Source organism: Parabacteroides sp. Y3-G-102, assembly GCF_023656845.1.
Classification (GTDB): domain Bacteria; phylum Bacteroidota; class Bacteroidia; order Bacteroidales; family Tannerellaceae; genus Parabacteroides; species Parabacteroides distasonis.
Window position 1 is genome coordinate 80,340 of the sequence record NZ_JAMOKU010000007.1, and the last position, 17,515, is coordinate 97,854.

At 47.0% G+C, this 17,515-nt stretch carries 16 protein-coding genes; 11 read left to right on the forward strand and 5 right to left on the reverse strand.

Annotated elements, in window-relative coordinates:
- The first annotated feature begins 11 nt into the window (after positions 1-11).
- From NBH16_RS05000 to NBH16_RS05010, 3 genes are all read left to right on the forward strand, one after another.
- Positions 12-1,310 carry an ABC transporter permease gene (locus tag NBH16_RS05000; protein ID WP_146334093.1) on the forward strand — a complete coding sequence of 433 codons (1,299 nt, stop codon included), beginning with the start codon at positions 12-14 and terminating at the stop codon, positions 1,308-1,310.
- A gap of 75 nt (positions 1,311-1,385) precedes the next feature.
- On the forward strand, positions 1,386-2,675 hold the full coding sequence (locus NBH16_RS05005) for an ABC transporter permease (protein ID WP_146334094.1): 1,290 nt from the start codon (positions 1,386-1,388) through the stop codon (positions 2,673-2,675).
- 43 nt (positions 2,676-2,718) lie between these two features.
- Complete coding sequence (locus tag NBH16_RS05010) at positions 2,719-3,981, forward strand: ABC transporter permease (RefSeq protein ID WP_195320280.1); 1,263 nt, start codon at positions 2,719-2,721, stop codon at positions 3,979-3,981.
- Positions 3,982-4,079: 98 nt separating this feature from the next.
- On the opposite strand, the gene NBH16_RS05015 is transcribed toward NBH16_RS05010, so the two are convergent.
- Positions 4,080-4,637, reverse strand: coding sequence for a phosphatase PAP2 family protein (locus tag NBH16_RS05015; RefSeq protein ID WP_005854688.1), 558 nt, complete (start codon positions 4,635-4,637; stop codon positions 4,080-4,082).
- Between the two features lie 4 nt (positions 4,638-4,641).
- Complete coding sequence (locus NBH16_RS05020) at positions 4,642-5,019, reverse strand: diacylglycerol kinase family protein (protein WP_005854690.1); 378 nt, start codon at positions 5,017-5,019, stop codon at positions 4,642-4,644.
- Positions 5,020-5,237: 218 nt separating this feature from the next.
- Between NBH16_RS05020 and NBH16_RS05025 the strand changes: the two genes are divergently transcribed.
- The 6 genes from NBH16_RS05025 (at position 5,238) to NBH16_RS05050 (ending at position 11,993) form a co-directional block, all read left to right on the forward strand.
- The gene (locus tag NBH16_RS05025) at positions 5,238-6,278 is read left to right on the forward strand and encodes a sensor histidine kinase (protein ID WP_121961157.1); all 1,041 of its coding nucleotides are present in this window, start codon (positions 5,238-5,240) and stop codon (positions 6,276-6,278) included.
- Position 6,279: 1 nt separating this feature from the next.
- The gene (locus NBH16_RS05030) at positions 6,280-6,984 is read left to right on the forward strand and encodes a LytR/AlgR family response regulator transcription factor (protein WP_048927702.1); all 705 of its coding nucleotides are present in this window, start codon (positions 6,280-6,282) and stop codon (positions 6,982-6,984) included.
- Between the two features lie 125 nt (positions 6,985-7,109).
- On the forward strand, positions 7,110-8,594 hold the full coding sequence (locus NBH16_RS05035) for a TolC family protein (protein WP_048927625.1): 1,485 nt from the start codon (positions 7,110-7,112) through the stop codon (positions 8,592-8,594).
- A 9-nt stretch (positions 8,595-8,603) separates the two neighbouring features.
- Positions 8,604-9,974 carry a sigma-54-dependent transcriptional regulator gene (locus NBH16_RS05040; RefSeq protein WP_122144334.1) on the forward strand — a complete coding sequence of 457 codons (1,371 nt, stop codon included), beginning with the start codon at positions 8,604-8,606 and terminating at the stop codon, positions 9,972-9,974.
- A gap of 12 nt (positions 9,975-9,986) precedes the next feature.
- On the forward strand, positions 9,987-11,288 hold the full coding sequence (locus NBH16_RS05045; RefSeq protein ID WP_005864800.1) for a sensor histidine kinase: 1,302 nt from the start codon (positions 9,987-9,989) through the stop codon (positions 11,286-11,288).
- Between the two features lie 312 nt (positions 11,289-11,600).
- On the forward strand, positions 11,601-11,993 hold the full coding sequence (locus NBH16_RS05050) for a Dabb family protein (RefSeq protein WP_005854703.1): 393 nt from the start codon (positions 11,601-11,603) through the stop codon (positions 11,991-11,993).
- 65 nt (positions 11,994-12,058) lie between these two features.
- On the opposite strand, the gene NBH16_RS05055 is transcribed toward NBH16_RS05050, so the two are convergent.
- Positions 12,059-13,156: a phosphotransferase enzyme family protein gene (locus tag NBH16_RS05055; RefSeq protein ID WP_005854705.1), complete on the reverse strand. Its 1,098-nt coding sequence runs from the start codon at positions 13,154-13,156 to the stop codon at positions 12,059-12,061.
- Between the two features lie 89 nt (positions 13,157-13,245).
- Positions 13,246-13,500 carry a type B 50S ribosomal protein L31 gene (locus NBH16_RS05060; RefSeq protein ID WP_005854707.1) on the reverse strand — a complete coding sequence of 85 codons (255 nt, stop codon included), beginning with the start codon at positions 13,498-13,500 and terminating at the stop codon, positions 13,246-13,248.
- Between the two features lie 223 nt (positions 13,501-13,723).
- Here NBH16_RS05060 and NBH16_RS05065 point away from each other — a divergent pair, with 223 nt between their 5' ends.
- Positions 13,724-14,722, forward strand: a complete 999-nt coding sequence (locus NBH16_RS05065) for a class II fructose-bisphosphate aldolase (protein WP_005854709.1) — start codon at positions 13,724-13,726, stop codon at positions 14,720-14,722.
- Between the two features lie 70 nt (positions 14,723-14,792).
- Here NBH16_RS05065 and NBH16_RS05070 read toward each other — a convergent pair whose 3' ends face one another.
- Positions 14,793-16,799: a gluzincin family metallopeptidase gene (locus NBH16_RS05070; protein ID WP_250788194.1), complete on the reverse strand. Its 2,007-nt coding sequence runs from the start codon at positions 16,797-16,799 to the stop codon at positions 14,793-14,795.
- A gap of 89 nt (positions 16,800-16,888) precedes the next feature.
- Between NBH16_RS05070 and NBH16_RS05075 the strand changes: the two genes are divergently transcribed.
- Complete coding sequence (locus NBH16_RS05075; RefSeq protein WP_122297561.1) at positions 16,889-17,512, forward strand: DUF4923 family protein; 624 nt, start codon at positions 16,889-16,891, stop codon at positions 17,510-17,512.
- Positions 17,513-17,515 lie beyond the last annotated feature (3 nt).

Sequence of the window (17,515 nt, forward strand, 5' to 3'; positions counted from 1 at the left end):
GGAAGAAAGATATGTGGAAAATGACTTGGATACAATTGATGAACCGCTGGCGTAGCAACGTGTGGGTGTGCGTGGAGTTGCTGCTCGCCTTTTGCTTGGCGTGGTACATGGTGGATTACTTCTTCGTGGAGATCTATAACCGTAGCCTCCCCTCCGGGCGCGACTACGCCGATGTCTGGCAGGTAGAGATGGGCCTCTTGCCGGAAACCTCCCCCGACTATCGAGCCGCCGAGAGCGATTCGATCGCCATGCAGGAAAATTATGAGCGGATAAAAGACCGCCTGTGCGATTATCCGGGAGTGCAGGCGATGGGCGCGGCCTCGGGCTGTTACTCCACGCCTTATACGGGCTGTTATTACGGTATCGGTTTAGCGAACGCGGCCGATACGAGTAAGCGGGAAGCGGTCATGAGGTATGAGATAGATCCTACCACGGATTTCCTGTCGGTCTTCAACCATTCGTACGCCAAAGACGGCCGTCCGGTATCTACATCCGATTTTGATTGGGGAGACCCTCGCGCTATAGTAACCACCCGGATGGTGGAGCGAAAGGTATTTGGAGAGGCTTCCGCTGTAGGACGTGGGGTAAAAGACCCTTTTGACGAGGAGGGGCCGACTTATATCGTAAAGGGTGTCTTAGAGGATATCAAGCGTTTTGATAATCGTTTACCTCAAGGTGCCGCGTTCTTCGCGATCCGTCCCTCGGTGGAGGAGATCCCCGAGATGAATTATTTCATACGGATCGATCCTGCCGTTGCAGGCCCTCGTTTCGCCGATACGTTCCGGGAGAAGATGAGCCGTGAGCTTCGGGTAGGGAACTTCTACCTGAAACGACTGACCTCCTATGACCGGATCAAGGCCGATACCGATTATTCCTTTGGCGTTACCTACGATTACCGGGTCCGTATGGCGTTGATGGCCTTCTTGGGACTGAATATCCTGCTTTGCGTGATGGGTACGTTCTGGTACCGGGTGCGGATGCGCCGGGGAGAGATCGGGTTGCGCATGGCGATCGGTTCGCCCCGTGAAGAGATACGTAGCCAGATGGCTCGTGAGGGCATATGCCTGTTACTCATGGCTACCCCGCTCGCTTTGTTGATAGAGGCTCAATTCGTGATGGTCGGCTTCTTGGACATCCCCAAAGGGACCTTGCCGGAGCATTACTGGCCGGCGATCCTGCCGCTCCGTTTCTTGCTGGTGAATATCCTGACATGGATACTGCTGGCTATCGTCATCCTGCTCGCCGTCTGGCTCCCCGCCAGCAAGGCCGCCGAGATGGAGCCGGCCGAGGCGCTGCGGTATGACGGATAACAGATAATACCCGGTTGTAGAGACGGGGCGTGCCCCGTCTCCCACCGACTGATAGTATAATTAAATTGAATAAATATGTACAAGATCTATTTGAAACAAGCCTGGGCCTTATTGAAAGAGAACAAGCTCCTTTCCGGAGTCTCTATCTTCGGTACGGCCTTGGCGATTTGCATGATCATGGTGATCGTGATCGTATGGCAGATGCGTACCGCCAATTACGCTCCGGAAGACTATCGGGACCGGATGATGTACGTCAGTGATACCCGTGCCTCCTACAAAGAGAACGAATCTTATAACGATTGCTACCTTCTCGCTTCCCGGGTAGTGAAAGATTGTTTCTATCCCTTGCGCTCTGCCGAGAAGGTCGGCATGGCCTATCATGGCGTGCAACGCTTGGCGGCAGTGGCGGATCATACGGTGGAGTTCAAGTGCGACGTGACCTTTACGGACGCGGCGTTTTGGAATATCTTCAACTTTCGCTTCCTCTCCGGTAAGCCTTATGGCGAGGAAGAAGTACAAAGTGGCATCATGGATGCTGTGGTAAGCGAGTCCGTGGCACGCCGGTTGTATGGCACGACCGAGGTTGTAGGCCGTACCGTCGAGATCAGCTACGTGCCCTATACCATCCGTGCCGTCGTGCGGGATGTCTCCCTGCTAGCCGAGTCTGCCTATGGCGATGTCTGGTTGCCTTATACCACCGACAATTCCCTGTATGATGATAGTTCCGACCGTCTCATCGGGGGCTTCCGTTGTTATATCCTCGCTAGTTCGTCCGCCGATTTTGACGCGATCCACTCCGAGGCCGAGGCGAATATCGCTCGCCTTAACGAATCACAAAGCACGCACCTGCTGAAAATTGGAGGAGGACCCGATACCCATTTGGGCGATTTGGCTCGCGAGGACGCTTTCTCTGAGCCGAATGTACGGGAACTGGTCATGAAATATGTTATCATCGTTCTTGTCCTTTTGCTGATCCCTGCCATCAACATGAGCGGTATCACGCAAAGCCAGATGCGTAAACGTATGGCGGAGATCGGGGTGAGGAAGGCGTTCGGGGCGACACGCTCGGAATTACTGACGCAGGTACTCTACGAGAATCTGTTGCAGACCTTGCTGGGAGGTGTGTTAGGTCTGTTTTTCTCATACGCCTCCGTACTGCTCTTGTCCGATTGGTTGCTGGATACGGGCACGGCATCGATGGGTATCGGTCGCACCTTCGTCAATGCGGAGATGATGTTCAATCCATTGATCTTCCTTTATGCGTTCCTTGCTTGTCTTGCGTTGAACCTGCTGAGCGCCGGCATCCCGGCTTGGCGAGCCTCACGGATGCGTATCATCTCGGCTCTCAACGAGAATGTTCATTAATCTCCCGCGTTGGATGATAGCTATACTAAAATAATAGAAAGATATGATACGACATTTATTACAATTGATCTGGAACCAGCGCAAGCAAAACGCTTGGTTGTGGGCTGAGTTATTGCTGGTCTCGGTCTTCCTTTGGTTCCTTGTGGACTACCTGTATGTGATGGGGCGCACATATACGGCTCCTCTGGGCTTCGATATCCGGCATACGTACAGCATCGTGATCAGCAGCCTCTCGGAAAGAAGCCCGGATTATATCCCGAAGGAGAAGCGGGAGCGGCCGGATGGTGTTCATCTGCTGACGGCGTTGGATCGCATCCGTGCTTATCCCGGCGTGGAATCGGCCTGCCTTACGGATGGGGGGATGCCTTATTATATGGGAAGCCGTAACCTCGTTTGGCGGATTGATACATTGCAGGTGCCCTGCCGCTATGCTTTCGTCACCCCGGAGTTCTTCGACGTGTTCCGTATCTATGATAAGGACGGCAAGACGGCTTCCTTGAAACGGGCCATCGAGGATAACAACTCCATCGTAATCTCCGCCGACGTGGAGACGATGAATCCCGGCCTTTCCCTACTCGGGCAAAAGGCGTACCGGGGGAATGTGACCGACGAGATCGAGGAGACGATCCGTGGTATCAGCGTCCCCATCCGCCGTCATGAGTACACCAAGGCGGAACCCAACGTCTATAGGGCCCTGCGGCTAAGCCGGATGGAGGAAGGATACTATGAGGGGATGATAGATGCCGTGCGACTCTGCGTACGTGTCCGTCCGGATATCGATAATGCTGATTTCCCCGCACGCTTCCGCAAGGATATGGCCGAACAGCTTCGGCTAGGCAACCTCTATCTGCTAGACGTACAGCCCTTGTCATATATTCGCGACGGCTATATCCGTTCGATCGGCGTAGAGAACGAGGTGAAAACCCGTGTGGCGGTAGCCTGCTTCCTATTGGCGAATATATTCCTCGGCATCATCGGTACCTTCTGGTTCCGTACGGAATATCGCAAAGGCGAGATGGGGCTTAGGATGGCCTTAGGCTCTACCCGCCGTCAGTTGAACTCGATCATGGTGGGAGAGGGTGTCCTATTGCTGGTATTGGCGTTCATCCCGTCCTTAGTCATCAGCTTCAACATCGCCCATATGGATTTGATAGATACCTATCAGCTTCCGTTCACGTGGCTGCGCTTTGCGATTTGCGGAGGGATTACGTTTGTCTTGATCGTCCTCATGATCATCTGTGGCGTATGGTATCCCGCCCGCTCGACAGCCCGCTTGGAGCCAGCGGAGGCGTTGCATTATGAATAAGAGTTAACTTACATATTTCACACATACACACAATTGAAAGCCCGGTCTTGTAGTGATACATGGCCGGGCTGTTTTCGTGCTTGGCAAAAATTCGCGAGTTAAAACGTCATTGACGCATATACCCCATAATGCCCGTCTCCCGCTACCGGGCTGATAGACAGGTTATGTTTCTTTGCGAACGGACGGGTAAAGATATAGGCGCTACCGGCGCCGATAACGGCTCCCGCCGCCACGTCCCACCAATCATGCTTCTTTCCATAGACCCGGCTCCAACCCACGTAGGTAGATACCGCATAAGCCGGAATACCCCATTTCCATCCATAACGCCTTTGGATAAAAGCGGCTCCCGCAAAGGATACGGAGGTATGCATGGATGGGAATGAATGATTATCGCTGAAGTCGGGCCGCTCTTTCTTCACTAGGTATTTCAGCGCATAGGTTACGCCCAATGTCGTAACCCCGGTGAATACGCCTTGTTTCAGCCCTTGCCAATCTTGGGTTGCCAATACGGTCGCTAGACTCGCCACCGGAGTGATAAACACCAATACGTCTCCCGAGGTCCGTACGGCTTTCCGGCTACCGGTCACCTTCAATTCTTGTCCGTTAACGGACAGGCATAGCATGAGCATTGTAATTGCGAAAAGGATATGTCTCATAGATTTAAAATATAGTTGCTATTTTAGGTATAAAAATGATAAACCCGACGATCGCTGCCGCTATCGCCATCAATAATACAGCTCCCGCCGCCAAGTCTTTCGTTCGCTTGATAGCCTCATTATACTCAGGGGAGACCAAATCTGCTAGGGCCTCGATGGATGAATTGACCGCCTCGGCAGCTAATACCGCTCCGATCACGATCGTTACTGCGATCCATTCCATGCGGGAAAGTCCGAATACCACCCCGGCTATAAGTACACAAACTGCCGCGAAACAATGGATCCAAGCGTTATGCTCCTTCGTGATCAATAGCTTGATTCCGTTGAAAGCGAATTTAAAGCTTCTGGCTCTCTTTCGAAATGTGAAACCGTCATTCTTCATTTTTATAGCATCTCTTATTGAGGAGGGCAAATATAGGTATTTTTTGCCTTTATCGCATATCCTGACGAACAAACAGGATATTCACCTTTCATATTCCGCAATTCGTCAAGATTACTTGTTGGTTTTTATCTGGAACGATAACTTCGTTGATTAAAAAAGTGCCCGTGATACGAGCATAGATCAAAGTAAAAGAATAAATTTATGGCTTGAAATCAGATATGAAGATAAAATATAACTTTCTAAGTCCGTTGCTAATGGCGATATTGACGATCTGTTGCCTGTGGATTGTTACGGATGTCGCTTATGGTGTCCGCATGTGGGAGCTGGGAGTGGATGCGTGGATCGGGCGTATCAAGGCCCTTGCTATTATATTGATCGGCGTTAGCTTATCTTATTTGTTTTTTAATTACTTGGCTAATATTTTTTTAGATAGGAGTAAAGAGCGGAGGTCCCGCCCGGTGTTCCGGGAATATCTATGGGTGGTCTTGTTTAATTTAGTCGTGCTCAATATCGGCTTATATATCGTGATCTATTCTATAAATGGAACGACCTATCGGTGGGGAGAGGCGTTAATGATCAATGCGGTAGCTGTGCCGATCTTTCTCCTATACTATTTCTTGATCCGTAATAATATATTAGCCAAACGCTATTCGGAGAAAATCGTTCAATTGGAGAAACTGAGAGTAGATCAGCTGGAAACGCAATTGAAGCTGCTGAAGATGCAATACCATCCCCATTTCCTGTTTAATGCCTTGAATACGATCTATTTCTTGATCGATGAGGAAAATGAGGAAGCGATTGAGGCTGTAGAGTTACTTTCGGACTTACTCCGTTATCAATTATATGATATAAATACGAAAGTGACGATCGATGAGGAGATTGATTATTTGCGAACATATATTCAATTCCAGCGACTTCGTATGACGAAACGCTTACAGTTCGAGGAGTCCTTTGACCCGGAATTGACCGGACAAAAAATACATCCGTTGCTTTTCCTTCCATTATTGGAGAATGCGTTTAAATATGTGGGCGAAGCGTATTGGATACAAGTATCTATGCGGGAAGAGGGTTCAAAGGTATGCTTTGGGGTAAGCAATACTTTCAATCCGGACTCCTTGGAACAAAGAAAGGGGAAAGGCATTGGGATCGACAATCTGAGAAAACGGTTGGAGCTATTGTACCCGGATAAACATGAGTTACGTATAAAAAAAGACAATACCCGTTTTAGGGTTGAGTTATGTATTGATTTATCAGAATAATATGGAAATAAAGTGTATCATAACGGATGATGAGCCAATCGCCAGAAAAGGACTTCGGCGACACATCGGTAAAATTGATTTTCTGACCATCGTCGGAGAATGTGAGGACGCTATACAACTCAATAATATGCTGAATTCGGTTCAAGCGGATTTGCTTTTTCTGGATATAGAGATGCCGGATATGTCTGGACTGGACTTTTTGGAGAGTGCTCAGAACGCTCCTAAGGTAATTATCACCTCGGCATACGAGCGGTATGCGTTGAAAGGATATGAGTTTGACGTGGTGGACTATTTATTGAAACCGATCTCTTTTTCCCGTTTCCTGAAATCGGTCAATAAAGCACATGCGTTGATGGAATCTACATCGAAAAGCGAGGAGCCTGCTTATATCTTTGTCAAGACGGAGAAGCAACTTAAAAGGCTTTATTTAAAGGAGATTCAATTTATAGAGGGCATGGAGAACTATATTGTTATCCATACCCTCACTTCCAAAGAGATCGTTCATCTCCGGTTGAAGAGTATATTGGAAACGTTGCCGGCACAAATTTTTATGCAAGTGCACCGCTCTTTCATCGTGAATCTTTCTTATGTACAAGCGATAGAAGGAAATCTATTAATCATTGGGGAGCATAAAATACCGGTGTCGCGCCCTTTACGGGAAGAGGTCTATAAATCGATCGTCAATAATCAACTCATTCAAAGATAAGTATCCAAAAACGAACACACTGTTCATTATCGAACACTTTAAATATTCCTATTTGTCGGATTATCAATAGTATATGTTTTTGGCATGCCTTTTGCCTTAGGCAGGATAAAAAAACTTATACTAAGATGAGAAGGATCTATATAGCGATGTGTTGTCTGTGGGCGGGGATTTCGGGAGTATGTGCCCAAGACAATACGAATAAAGTTCGAATAACCCTGCGGCAAGCGATCCAGATCGCACAGCTTCAATCCGTAGACGCTGCCGTGGCGCTCAATGAGTTGCGAACGGCCTATTGGGAATTCCGTACGCATCGGGCGGATCAGTTGCCGGAAGTGATATTTACGGGGACTCTGCCTTCATATAGCAAGCAATACTCGAAGTACCAGCAATCGGATGGTTCTTATACCTATGTGCAAAACAATGCCTTAGGCTTAAATGGAGAGATCTCTATCGCCCAGAACATAGCCTTGACCGGAGGTAAGATCGCCTTGAATACCTCCTTGGATTTTACCCGTCAGCTAGGTAGTGGCGCTTACAACGAGTTTATGAGCGTACCTGTTAGTTTGACATTGACGCAACCGATCTTCGGCGTGAATGACCAAAAATGGAAACGTCGTATCGAGCCTGTTCGTTACCAAGAGGCTAAGGCCGCTTATATGGAGAACGTGGAGAATGTAACGATCGCTACCATCACGAATTACTTCAACTTACTGTTGGCGGAAGATAATCTGGATATCTGTAATCAGAACTTGCTGAACGCCAATAAACTCTATGACATAGCGGTAGCGAAGCGTAAGATCGGGCATATCTCGGAGAGCGAGTTGATGCGTTTGAAACAGTCGGCCTTGCAAGCGAAAGGTAAGCTAACCGAGGCTCAATCCAATTATAACGCGATGATGTTCAAGCTCCGTTCCTTTTTAGGGATGAGCGAGCAAGACGTGATCGAGCCTGTTCTTCCCGAGGCGATAGAAGGGGTCCGTATGGATTATCAGGCGGTATTGGAGAAGGCTCAAGAAAATAACTCGTTCTCAAAGAATATCATGCGCCGTCAGTTGGAAGCGGATTATGATGTGGCGACCGCCAAGGGAAACCGTCGAAGTATTAACCTGTTTGCCTCCGTGGGTTATACCGGTAAGGATGTGTCCATGCGAGGAGCTTACAACCCGTTGAAAGATAACCAGATCGTAGAGGTCGGGCTTTCGATTCCTATCTTGGACTGGGGAAAACGAAAAGGTAAGGTAAAAGTAGCCGAATCGAATCGGGATGTCGTACTTTCCAAGATCCGTCAGGAGCAAATGGATTTCAATCAAGATATCTTCCTCTTGGTGGAGAATTTCAACAATCAGGCCGCTCAATTGGAGATAGCCGCCGAGGTGGACACGTTGGCGGAAAAGCGCTACAAGACCTCGATCGAGACTTTCATGATCGGAAAGATCGATATCCTAGACTTGAATGACGCCCAGAGTTCGAAGGATGATGCGAAGCAAAAGCATATCCAAGAACTGTATTATTACTGGCGTTATTTTTATAACATCCGTAGTATAACATTGTATGATTTCTTGAATAATCGTACATTAGATGCCGATTTCGAGGAAATCGTGAAACGATAAATTGATTATATGATACTGATAATAGATGATGATGCGGCTGTTCGTTCCTCGCTTACATTCCTGCTAAAACGTGCGGGTTTCCGGTCGGAGGCGGTTCCGGGGCCGAAGGAGGCCTTGGAGGTGGTCCGTGCCACGGCGCCGGAGCTGATCTTGATGGATATGAACTTCACGCTGACTACCACGGGCGAGGAGGGGATTCAATTATTGAGACAGGTGAAGATCTTTCGTCCCGATGTACCTGTGATCTTGATGACCGCTTGGGGATCGATCTCTTTGGCAGTGCAGGGAATGCAAGCCGGAGCCTTCGATTTTATCACGAAGCCTTGGAATAACTTGGTATTATTGAAATCGATCCGGACCGCCTTGGAATTGAGCGAGCAGAAGAAAGAGACAAACGCTCCCTTGAACCGTTCGGATGCCGACCATAAATTTCATTTTGATAAGATCGTGGGGCAAAGTGCCGCTTTGATGGATGTATTGGGGACGGTCTCGCGTATCGCCCCGACAAACGCCTCTGTTTTGATTACCGGCGAGAGCGGTACGGGTAAAGAGCTGATAGCGGAAGCGATCCATGCGAATAGCCCCCGGTCGAAAGAGGCTTTCGTAAAGGTAAACCTAGGCGGACTTTCCCAAAGTCTTTTTGAGAGCGAGATGTTCGGACATAAGAAGGGGGCTTTTACGGACGCGTACATGGATCGGGTAGGGCGTTTCGAGATGGCGAACAAAGGCACGATCTTCTTGGATGAGATCGGCGATTTGGAACTGTCTTGCCAAGTAAAGCTGCTTCGGGTATTGCAAGACCAGACCTTTGAGGTCTTGGGGGATAGCCGCCCCCGGAAGGTGGATATACGGGTCGTAAGCGCTACGAACCGGGATTTACGATCGATGGTGGCGGACCGTACGTTCCGTGAGGATCTTTTTTACCGGATCAATTTGATCACGGTGCATTTACCCGCCTTGCGTGAGCGAAGGGAGGATATCCCATTGCTGGCCCGATATTTCGCGGATAAGCAATCGGAGGTCAATGGGCTACCGAGGGTGGAGTTCTCATCGGATGCCCAGACCTATTTAAGCCGTCTTCCTTTTCTCGGTAATATCCGTGAGTTGAAGAACTTGGTGGAGCGGACGATCCTTGTGTCGGGTAAGACGCTTTTGGATGCCGCTGATTTCGAGGTTCATTGCATGAATACATCCGGCTCTAAATCAACGATTCCGTCTTCTTTGGAGGGCTTGACCTTGGATGAGTTGGAGAAGCAAACCATCTTACGCTCCTTGGAAGCGCATGGAGGGAATTTATCGCATGTCGCTACGGCGCTGGGAATCAGTCGTGCCGCATTGTACCGGAGATTAGAGAAATACGGAATCCCGATCGATAAATAAGAAGAGGCGAGGATGAGGCTGAAAGGATTATTTTGGATATTGACGACGCTGCTGTTGACTATATTGGCGGTGGTGACTTATTATGTCTTTTATACGTCTTCTATCCGGATGTTTTTTGCGGTAGAAGCCTTGGTCTTGCTTACGATCATCTATTTATTTGTCTTTTATCGCCGTATCATAAAGCCCTTGCATATCATCGGTAACGGTATGGAGTTGTTGAAAGAGCAAGACTTTAGTTCCCGCTTGGGAAAGGTCGGGCAAACGGAGGCAGACCGGGTGGTCGATGTGTTTAATAAGATGATGGAGCAGTTGAAGAATGAGCGTTTGCACCTCCGGGAGCAAAACCATTTCTTGGACTTGCTGGTCAACGCCTCTCCGATGGGAGTGATCATCTTGAACTTGGATGAGGAGATTCTATCCATGAACCCGGCCGCATGTAAATTGTTTGGCGCGCAAAGCTCGGAGGATATGGTGGGAAAACGTTTTCTTCAACTAGATTCTCCCTTGGCGGAAGAATTGGTACGGGTTCCGATGTATCAAGCGCAAACCGTCCGATTGAACGACGCTAATATTTATAAATGTACGCATTCTTCATTCGTGGACCGGGGCTTTCACCACCAGTTTTATTTGATAGAGACGTTGACCCAAGAGGTGTTCAAGGCCGAGAAGAAAGCGTATGAGAAAGTGATACGTATGATCTCTCATGAGGTGAATAATACGACCGCGGGTATCACCTCTACCTTGGATACGTTGGAGTCTACTTTCAGCGGGATGGAAGATATGGAGGATGTCTGCGAGGTTTTGCGGGTCTCCATAGAACGCTGCTATAGCATGAGCCATTTTATCACCAATTTCGCTGATGTGGTGCGTATACCCGAGCCCCAAAGTCGTCCGCAAGAATTGAACCAAGTGGTGTCCGCTTGTAAACGCTTTATGGAGACGGTTTGCCAGAACCGGAATATCGAGATTGTTATGGATCTGAGCGAGGAATCTCCAGTCGTGAATTTGGATAATTCATTATTCGAGCAAGTCTTGGTCAATATTATCAAGAATGCCGCCGAATCCATCGAGCGAGATGGAAAGATTTATATCCGGACGACTGTGCGTCCCACCTGCTTGGAGATAGCCGATACGGGCAAGGGCATCGACAAGGAAACGGAAACTAAACTATTCAGTCCGTTCTTCTCTACGAAACCGAACGGACAAGGTATCGGCTTGATCTTTATCCGTGAGGTACTGTTAAAACATGATTGCCGATTCTCTCTCCGCTCTTACGCGGATGGATTGACAAGGTTTAAGATTTGGTTTAGTTGAAATAATCCCTTTATTGTTTAAGGTTTTTTTCTTGTAGGCTAAGACTGTATCCTTACAGATGTTAGCCTTTTTGTCTGCTTGTATTCATCATGCAACAGCCGTTGCATGATCATCTACCAACTGTTGCACGATCTTCTACCAGCCGTTGCATGATCGTCCAACAGTTGATAGATGATGGATGTCTCTAGAGGAAAAGTCTAAAGATAGGGATGGAAAGGACTAAAGGATACGGAGGTTTTGGGCAAGCTGTACTGGATTTTATACTATCTTTGGGCCGTATAACAAAGCAATAGAAATCTAATCTTGAATATCATGAAGAAAGTAGTATCTGTATTATTTATCCTTGCGATTATCGTATTTTCTGTATTAATGGTAAGCTATTCGAGTGATCAAAAGCCGGAGAAAGTTCTTCGCCATGTTGTTATGTTCGGTTTTAAGCCGGATGTGTCTGAGGCGCAGGTGAAAGAGGTTGAGGATGCCTTTTGTAAGTTGCCTTCTCAAATCGACTTGATCAAAGGATATGAGTGGGGAACGGATTGTAGTCCGGAGGGATTGCAACAGGGCTTGACTCATTGCTTTTTCTTGACTTTTCATTCGGATGCGGATCGGGACGCCTATTTGGTACATCCGGCGCATAAAGCATTTGGCAAGGTGTTAGGAGGGAAGGCATCGGCGGTTACGGTGTTGGATTATTGGACGAAATAAAAAGAATGGGCGGGATGAATCAATGAGTCACCCCGCCCGTTTTTATATTCCTTAGTTACTTTATATTATAACCATTGATTCATGAACTGATCCATCTCTTCCGCATGGGCTTCCAGACTTTGAAGTAGCTTGAATTGAGCTTTTGTGCGGATTAAGTTATGTTTCGGGCTATGGATCTTGTAATAGGTATCGCCGTTGATATAATCGGTTAAGAAACGAACGGTCTGCATATAAGTCAATAAGCGTCCACCGTAAGGTAGCAATTTGATCTCGGTAGGAGTTAAGAACGCCTTGGCCTTTTCCATGTATCCACGGGTATAGGCTTTGAATATCTCCATGTTAACGTTTACGTTATCCAGATTCTCATCGTCCTCGGCACCCGTATTGGCTCCGGTACGGATAAAGTCGCCGATATCGGAAAGAACGAAGCCCGGCATTACGGTATCCAAGTCGATCACGCAAAGCACCTTGTCGCTATCAGCGTCAAACATCATATTGTTAACTTTTGTATCGCAATGGTTCGTGCGTTTCTTCAATTGGCCCTCACGGTACAGGCGTTCTTGGATGCACATCGCTTCGGCACGTTTCTCGATCTCCTCTACCAAATCTTTCACCTCTTCCAACCGGCCTGCCGGATTAGCGGCTACAGCCTCATGGAATTGTCGCAAGCGGAACTCCATATTATGGAAATCCGGGATGGTCTCGCCCAGCGTACCCTCGGGTATATCGGACAACATAGTCTGGAAATCACCGAACGCTTTGCCAGCCTCATAAGAAAGCTCAGGAGTTACTTCCTCATAGCTTTTGCTGCGAGGGATGAATAGGCATACCCGCCAATAACTATCTCCATCGAAATAATATTTTTTCCCGTCTTTAGTCGGCAAGAAGGTTAATACCTTACGGTCGATATCCGTTTCACCTTTTTCCTCCAGCTTTTTGCGGATATGAGTGGTAACCACATGGATGTTATTTTGCAGCATATCCACATTGGTGAAGATTAAATGGTTGATACGCTGTAGCACGTATTTGATCTCCCCTTTCTCGTTGGTCACTTTCAATGTATCATTAATGTGTCCGTTTCCGAATGGTTCAGCGGAAACTACTTTCTCGTCCAACTGGAACTGATCCAAGATGTTTAGTAATTGTTCTTTCGTTTTTGCCATGATATTTCATTATGTTAACTCCCGCGAAGATACAAAAAAAGGCCACGATACAAATCGTGACCTTTTTTTATTTCTTAAAGAAAGAAATCTTATTTCTTGTTACGGTTACCATAACGGCTCATGAACTTATCAACACGTCCGGCTGTATCGACCAACTTAGACTTACCAGTGTAGAACGGGTGAGAAGTGTTAGAGATCTCGACCTTTACCAACGGATAAGTTACGCCGTCGATCTCGATCGTCTCTTTAGCGTTAATAGTAGAACGAGTGATGAATACATCATCGTTTGACATGTCCTTAAATACTACAGGACGATAATTTTCAGGATGAATACCTTTTTTCATTGCTTTATTATCTATTTTAATTTATACTCTGTATATATTTGGTAACCGGTATTTTGGCTTGCAAAGGTAAGGGTTTGCCACAAACAAACAAAGAAAATCGTATTATTTTTTTCAAGGGCGTTGATTTTGTGTTATTTTATATGCTTTGAAGCATCATTTGTCGTGAATCTTGATTATCTTTGTGCAAGTTTTTAATCATTAACGTAATAACATAATAACAACTATGGTAAATTACAAAGATTTGGGCTTGGTGAACACAAAAGAAATGTTCGCTAAGGCTATCAAGGGCGGATATGCTATCCCTGCTTTCAACTTCAATAACATGGAACAGATGCAGGCTATCATCAAGGCTGCTGTAGAGACAAAATCTCCGGTTATTTTGCAAGTTTCAAAGGGCGCTCGCCAGTACGCAAACGCTACTTTGCTTCGTTACATGGCACAGGGTGCTGTTGAATATGCTAAGGAATTAGGTTGCCCGAATCCTCAGATCGTTCTTCACTTAGACCATGGTGATACGTTTGAGACTTGCAAGAGCTGTATCGACTCTGGCTTCTCATCTGTAATGATCGACGGTTCTCACCTTCCTTATGAAGAGAACATCGCTTTGACTAAGAAAGTTGTTGAGTACGCTCATCAATTCGATGTAACTGTAGAAGGCGAGCTTGGTGTATTGGCAGGTGTTGAGGATGAGGTTTCTTCAGACCACCACACTTATACCAATCCTGAGGAAGTTATCGACTTCGCTACTCGTACGGGCTGCGATTCTTTGGCTATCTCAATCGGTACTTCTCACGGTGCTTATAAGTTCACTCCGGAGCAATGTACGATCGACCCTGTTACAGGTAAGATGGTTCCTCCTCCATTGGCATTCGACGTTTTGGACGCTGTTATGGAGAAACTTCCGGGATTCCCTATCGTTCTTCACGGTTCTTCTTCTGTTCCTCAGGAAGAGGTTGAGACTATCAACAAATTCGGTGGCGCTTTGAAGGCTGCTATCGGTATTCCTGAAGAGTGGTTGCGTAAGGCTGCTAAATCTTCTGTATGTAAGATCAATATCGACTCAGACTCTCGTTTGGCGATGACTGCCGCTATCCGCAAGACTTTCGCTGAGAAACCGGCTGAATTCGATCCTCGTAAATATCTGGGCCCGGCTCGTGATAACATGGAGAAACTTTACAAACACAAGATCATCAACGTTCTTGGTTCTAACGACAAGTTATAATCGGAAGTTTCTTGATATAAATAAAGAAAGCCATCTCGGTATCGGGATGGCTTTTCTTTTGGTCTGTAGTTTAGTCTTTTAATACCTTACGAAGCGCTTCCAACATCGGATCTACGGTAAGATCGTTGCCGGTAGCTTGCTTGATCCACACATTCGGGGTGAGGCGGCCTTGCTTGAAGATACGGCTAACCTCATTCGCGAAATCCTTGCCGTTGAGGTAGTTCTCAAGTTGGAACTCGATAATCTGTCCGAAAGCGTAGGCGGAAAGGTAGAGCGGATAACCGATCATATGGGAGTAAATCGCTAGAACGGTCTCGTCTTTCACACCGAATACCGGAGCGTAATACTTATTCCAGATTTCCTTGGAAAGACGGATCACGGCCTCCTGCAATTCCCCGGCGGTAGCGTTAGGATGTGCGTACATCCATTTCCATACGGAGATATCCAGCATGGAAACACCGCAAATCTCATACATGCTCCATATCTTATCCAAGATATCCATCTTTTCTTTTTCCGGATTCTCGTCTTTTATGCCCAGTAACTCAAGGTCTCTTTTCTGGAAGACAAAGGCCAGCGCTTCGGTGAAAGCCGTATTGGGAACTCCGTTGAGCATATAATAATCGACATCATATAATGAGATCGTTTGCTCTACGTTGTGCCCAAACTCATGGATGGCGATATTATATCCTTTGTAATCCATCCCTTGTGAAGGAATACGGGTACGTAAACGGGAACGCTGGCCTTTCATGGAGGCTCCCCACGCATGACCGGAACCACGGGCGGGATCGACTGCGATCTTATCCGCCAGATATTGGGCACGATCGGGGCTGAATCCTAGTTTCTGTAAGATTTCCGGTAGCTTCTTTTCCATCGTTACCGCATCGGGATACAGGGTACGGGTTTGCTCGTTTAGCTTGTTCTCGTCCAGATTGCTACGGGCCTTGAAGCCATCGTACCATATATCGTAGGCTTCCAGTTTGCGTCCGAGGCGTTTGGAGATGATTTTCCCCACTTCCTTTAGTTCGGGGGCGGAAAGGAACTGATCGAACAGGGCTTCTACATCGTTGACATCTATTTCCATATCTTCCGTGAACTTACGGTCTATATAAGTGTTTCCCGTATATTTGTCTATACACTGCATGGCGTTGAAATTATTCAACATTTTCTGATAGCGGGCCGGGCTTTCAGGGGTACCTTCTAGTTCATTTCCAGCTTGGGATAACGTATTGGCGTACGGGTTCCATTCGTAACGATCCGAGTTGATCACCTCTTTCGGGATTTCTTGCGAGATGATTCGCTTCATGACCTCATATACCATCCGTTGTTTTTCCAATCCCTCTTTTCCTTTGTTATAATTGGCCTTGATCTCGTCGCGAAGGTTCCAATGGCAAAGTAAGCGCATGTCGGAGGGGAAAATGGTTTTTCCTTTAGGAGTTAGTAAATGCCCCATATAGATATTATAATCCGCGATGTAAATATCTGCGTCACTTTCCGTATCGGCGGCGGCTTGCTTTACTTCCGCCGGTATCCGTTCCGTAAACATATCGCCCAGACGGGCGTAGGCCCATGCTTTACGGTCATCACCTAACGCCTCTTTCTCCTTGAGAGTAAGTTGGGGAAAGTTGAGGGCGATGATGAAGCCGATCTTGTTGGCGTATAGATCGTCCATTAGGTGGGAACTGGGGCTGTAGGACCCGAATTTCTCATCGATGGCGTGTAGAGGTCCGGTATCTAGGTTCAAATTTCGTTGCAGACAGAGTACCATCTCGTTGAAATTGCCATTGATACCTTCAAGATACTCGCTGATCTTGAGGAAAACTTGGTCTTTTTCGGCGGGATCGGATAGATAATTCTCCCGGCAGAAGGTTTGAAACGCTTGCTCATCCCCATCGGAGGTTTGCCAGAGGCGGGCTACTTGCTCGACACCCTTCGTGATTCCTGCTTGATTCTTAGCGTCCTTGGCTATTAGCTCGTCTATCGTAGCTTTTACGATAGAAGGCTGGATGCTGGCTTGCCCTTGCATAAAGCCAAAGGCGCAGGCCAGTAACATACAAATACGTACGACTTGCTTTCTCATGGTATGTTTGTATAAAGTTATTTAAAACAAATGTATGAATAATATTCGTATCTTTGGCCGATTTTTCTAATTGAGTAAAAAACAAAGAGATGAAAAAGTTACTATGTATGTGGATGGCCGTATGCGGCCTTTTGTTGATTCCCGGAAACATGAAGGGACAGTCCTTGAAAGATATCTTAAATTCATCTGCCGTAAAGAACGCCGTGACTTCTGTCACCGGAGGGAAAGCCGTGACTTTCGAGAATTTACAGGGAACTTGGATGTATGTGAATCCTGCCTTGCGACTGGAAGGTGATAATGCCTTGAAGAATGTAGCGGGAAGCTTGGCGGCTACCGAGGCAGAGAAGAAAATGAAGGAATATTGCGAGAAAGTAGGTATCGTGGAAGGTGTATTTAATTATGTCTTTAATTCGGATAGTACGTTTACGAGCGCATTGAAAAGGGGAAGCCTGAAAGGTACTTACTCGGTGAGTCCGGAAGATAAAACGGTGACGTTACGGTATACGGTGGGTAATAAGAAGCTGACCGTTTCTACGCTTACCGCCCATGTCATCCTTTCTGGTAATGAGTTGACATTGCTTTTTAACGCGGATAAATTACTGAAGTTCTTGAGCACGGTTTCTTCTATATCTAGCAATACGACCTTGAAAGCCATCAATAAGTTGGCGAGTGAGTACGATGGCATGATGCTGGGTTTCGATTTGAAGAAATAATGT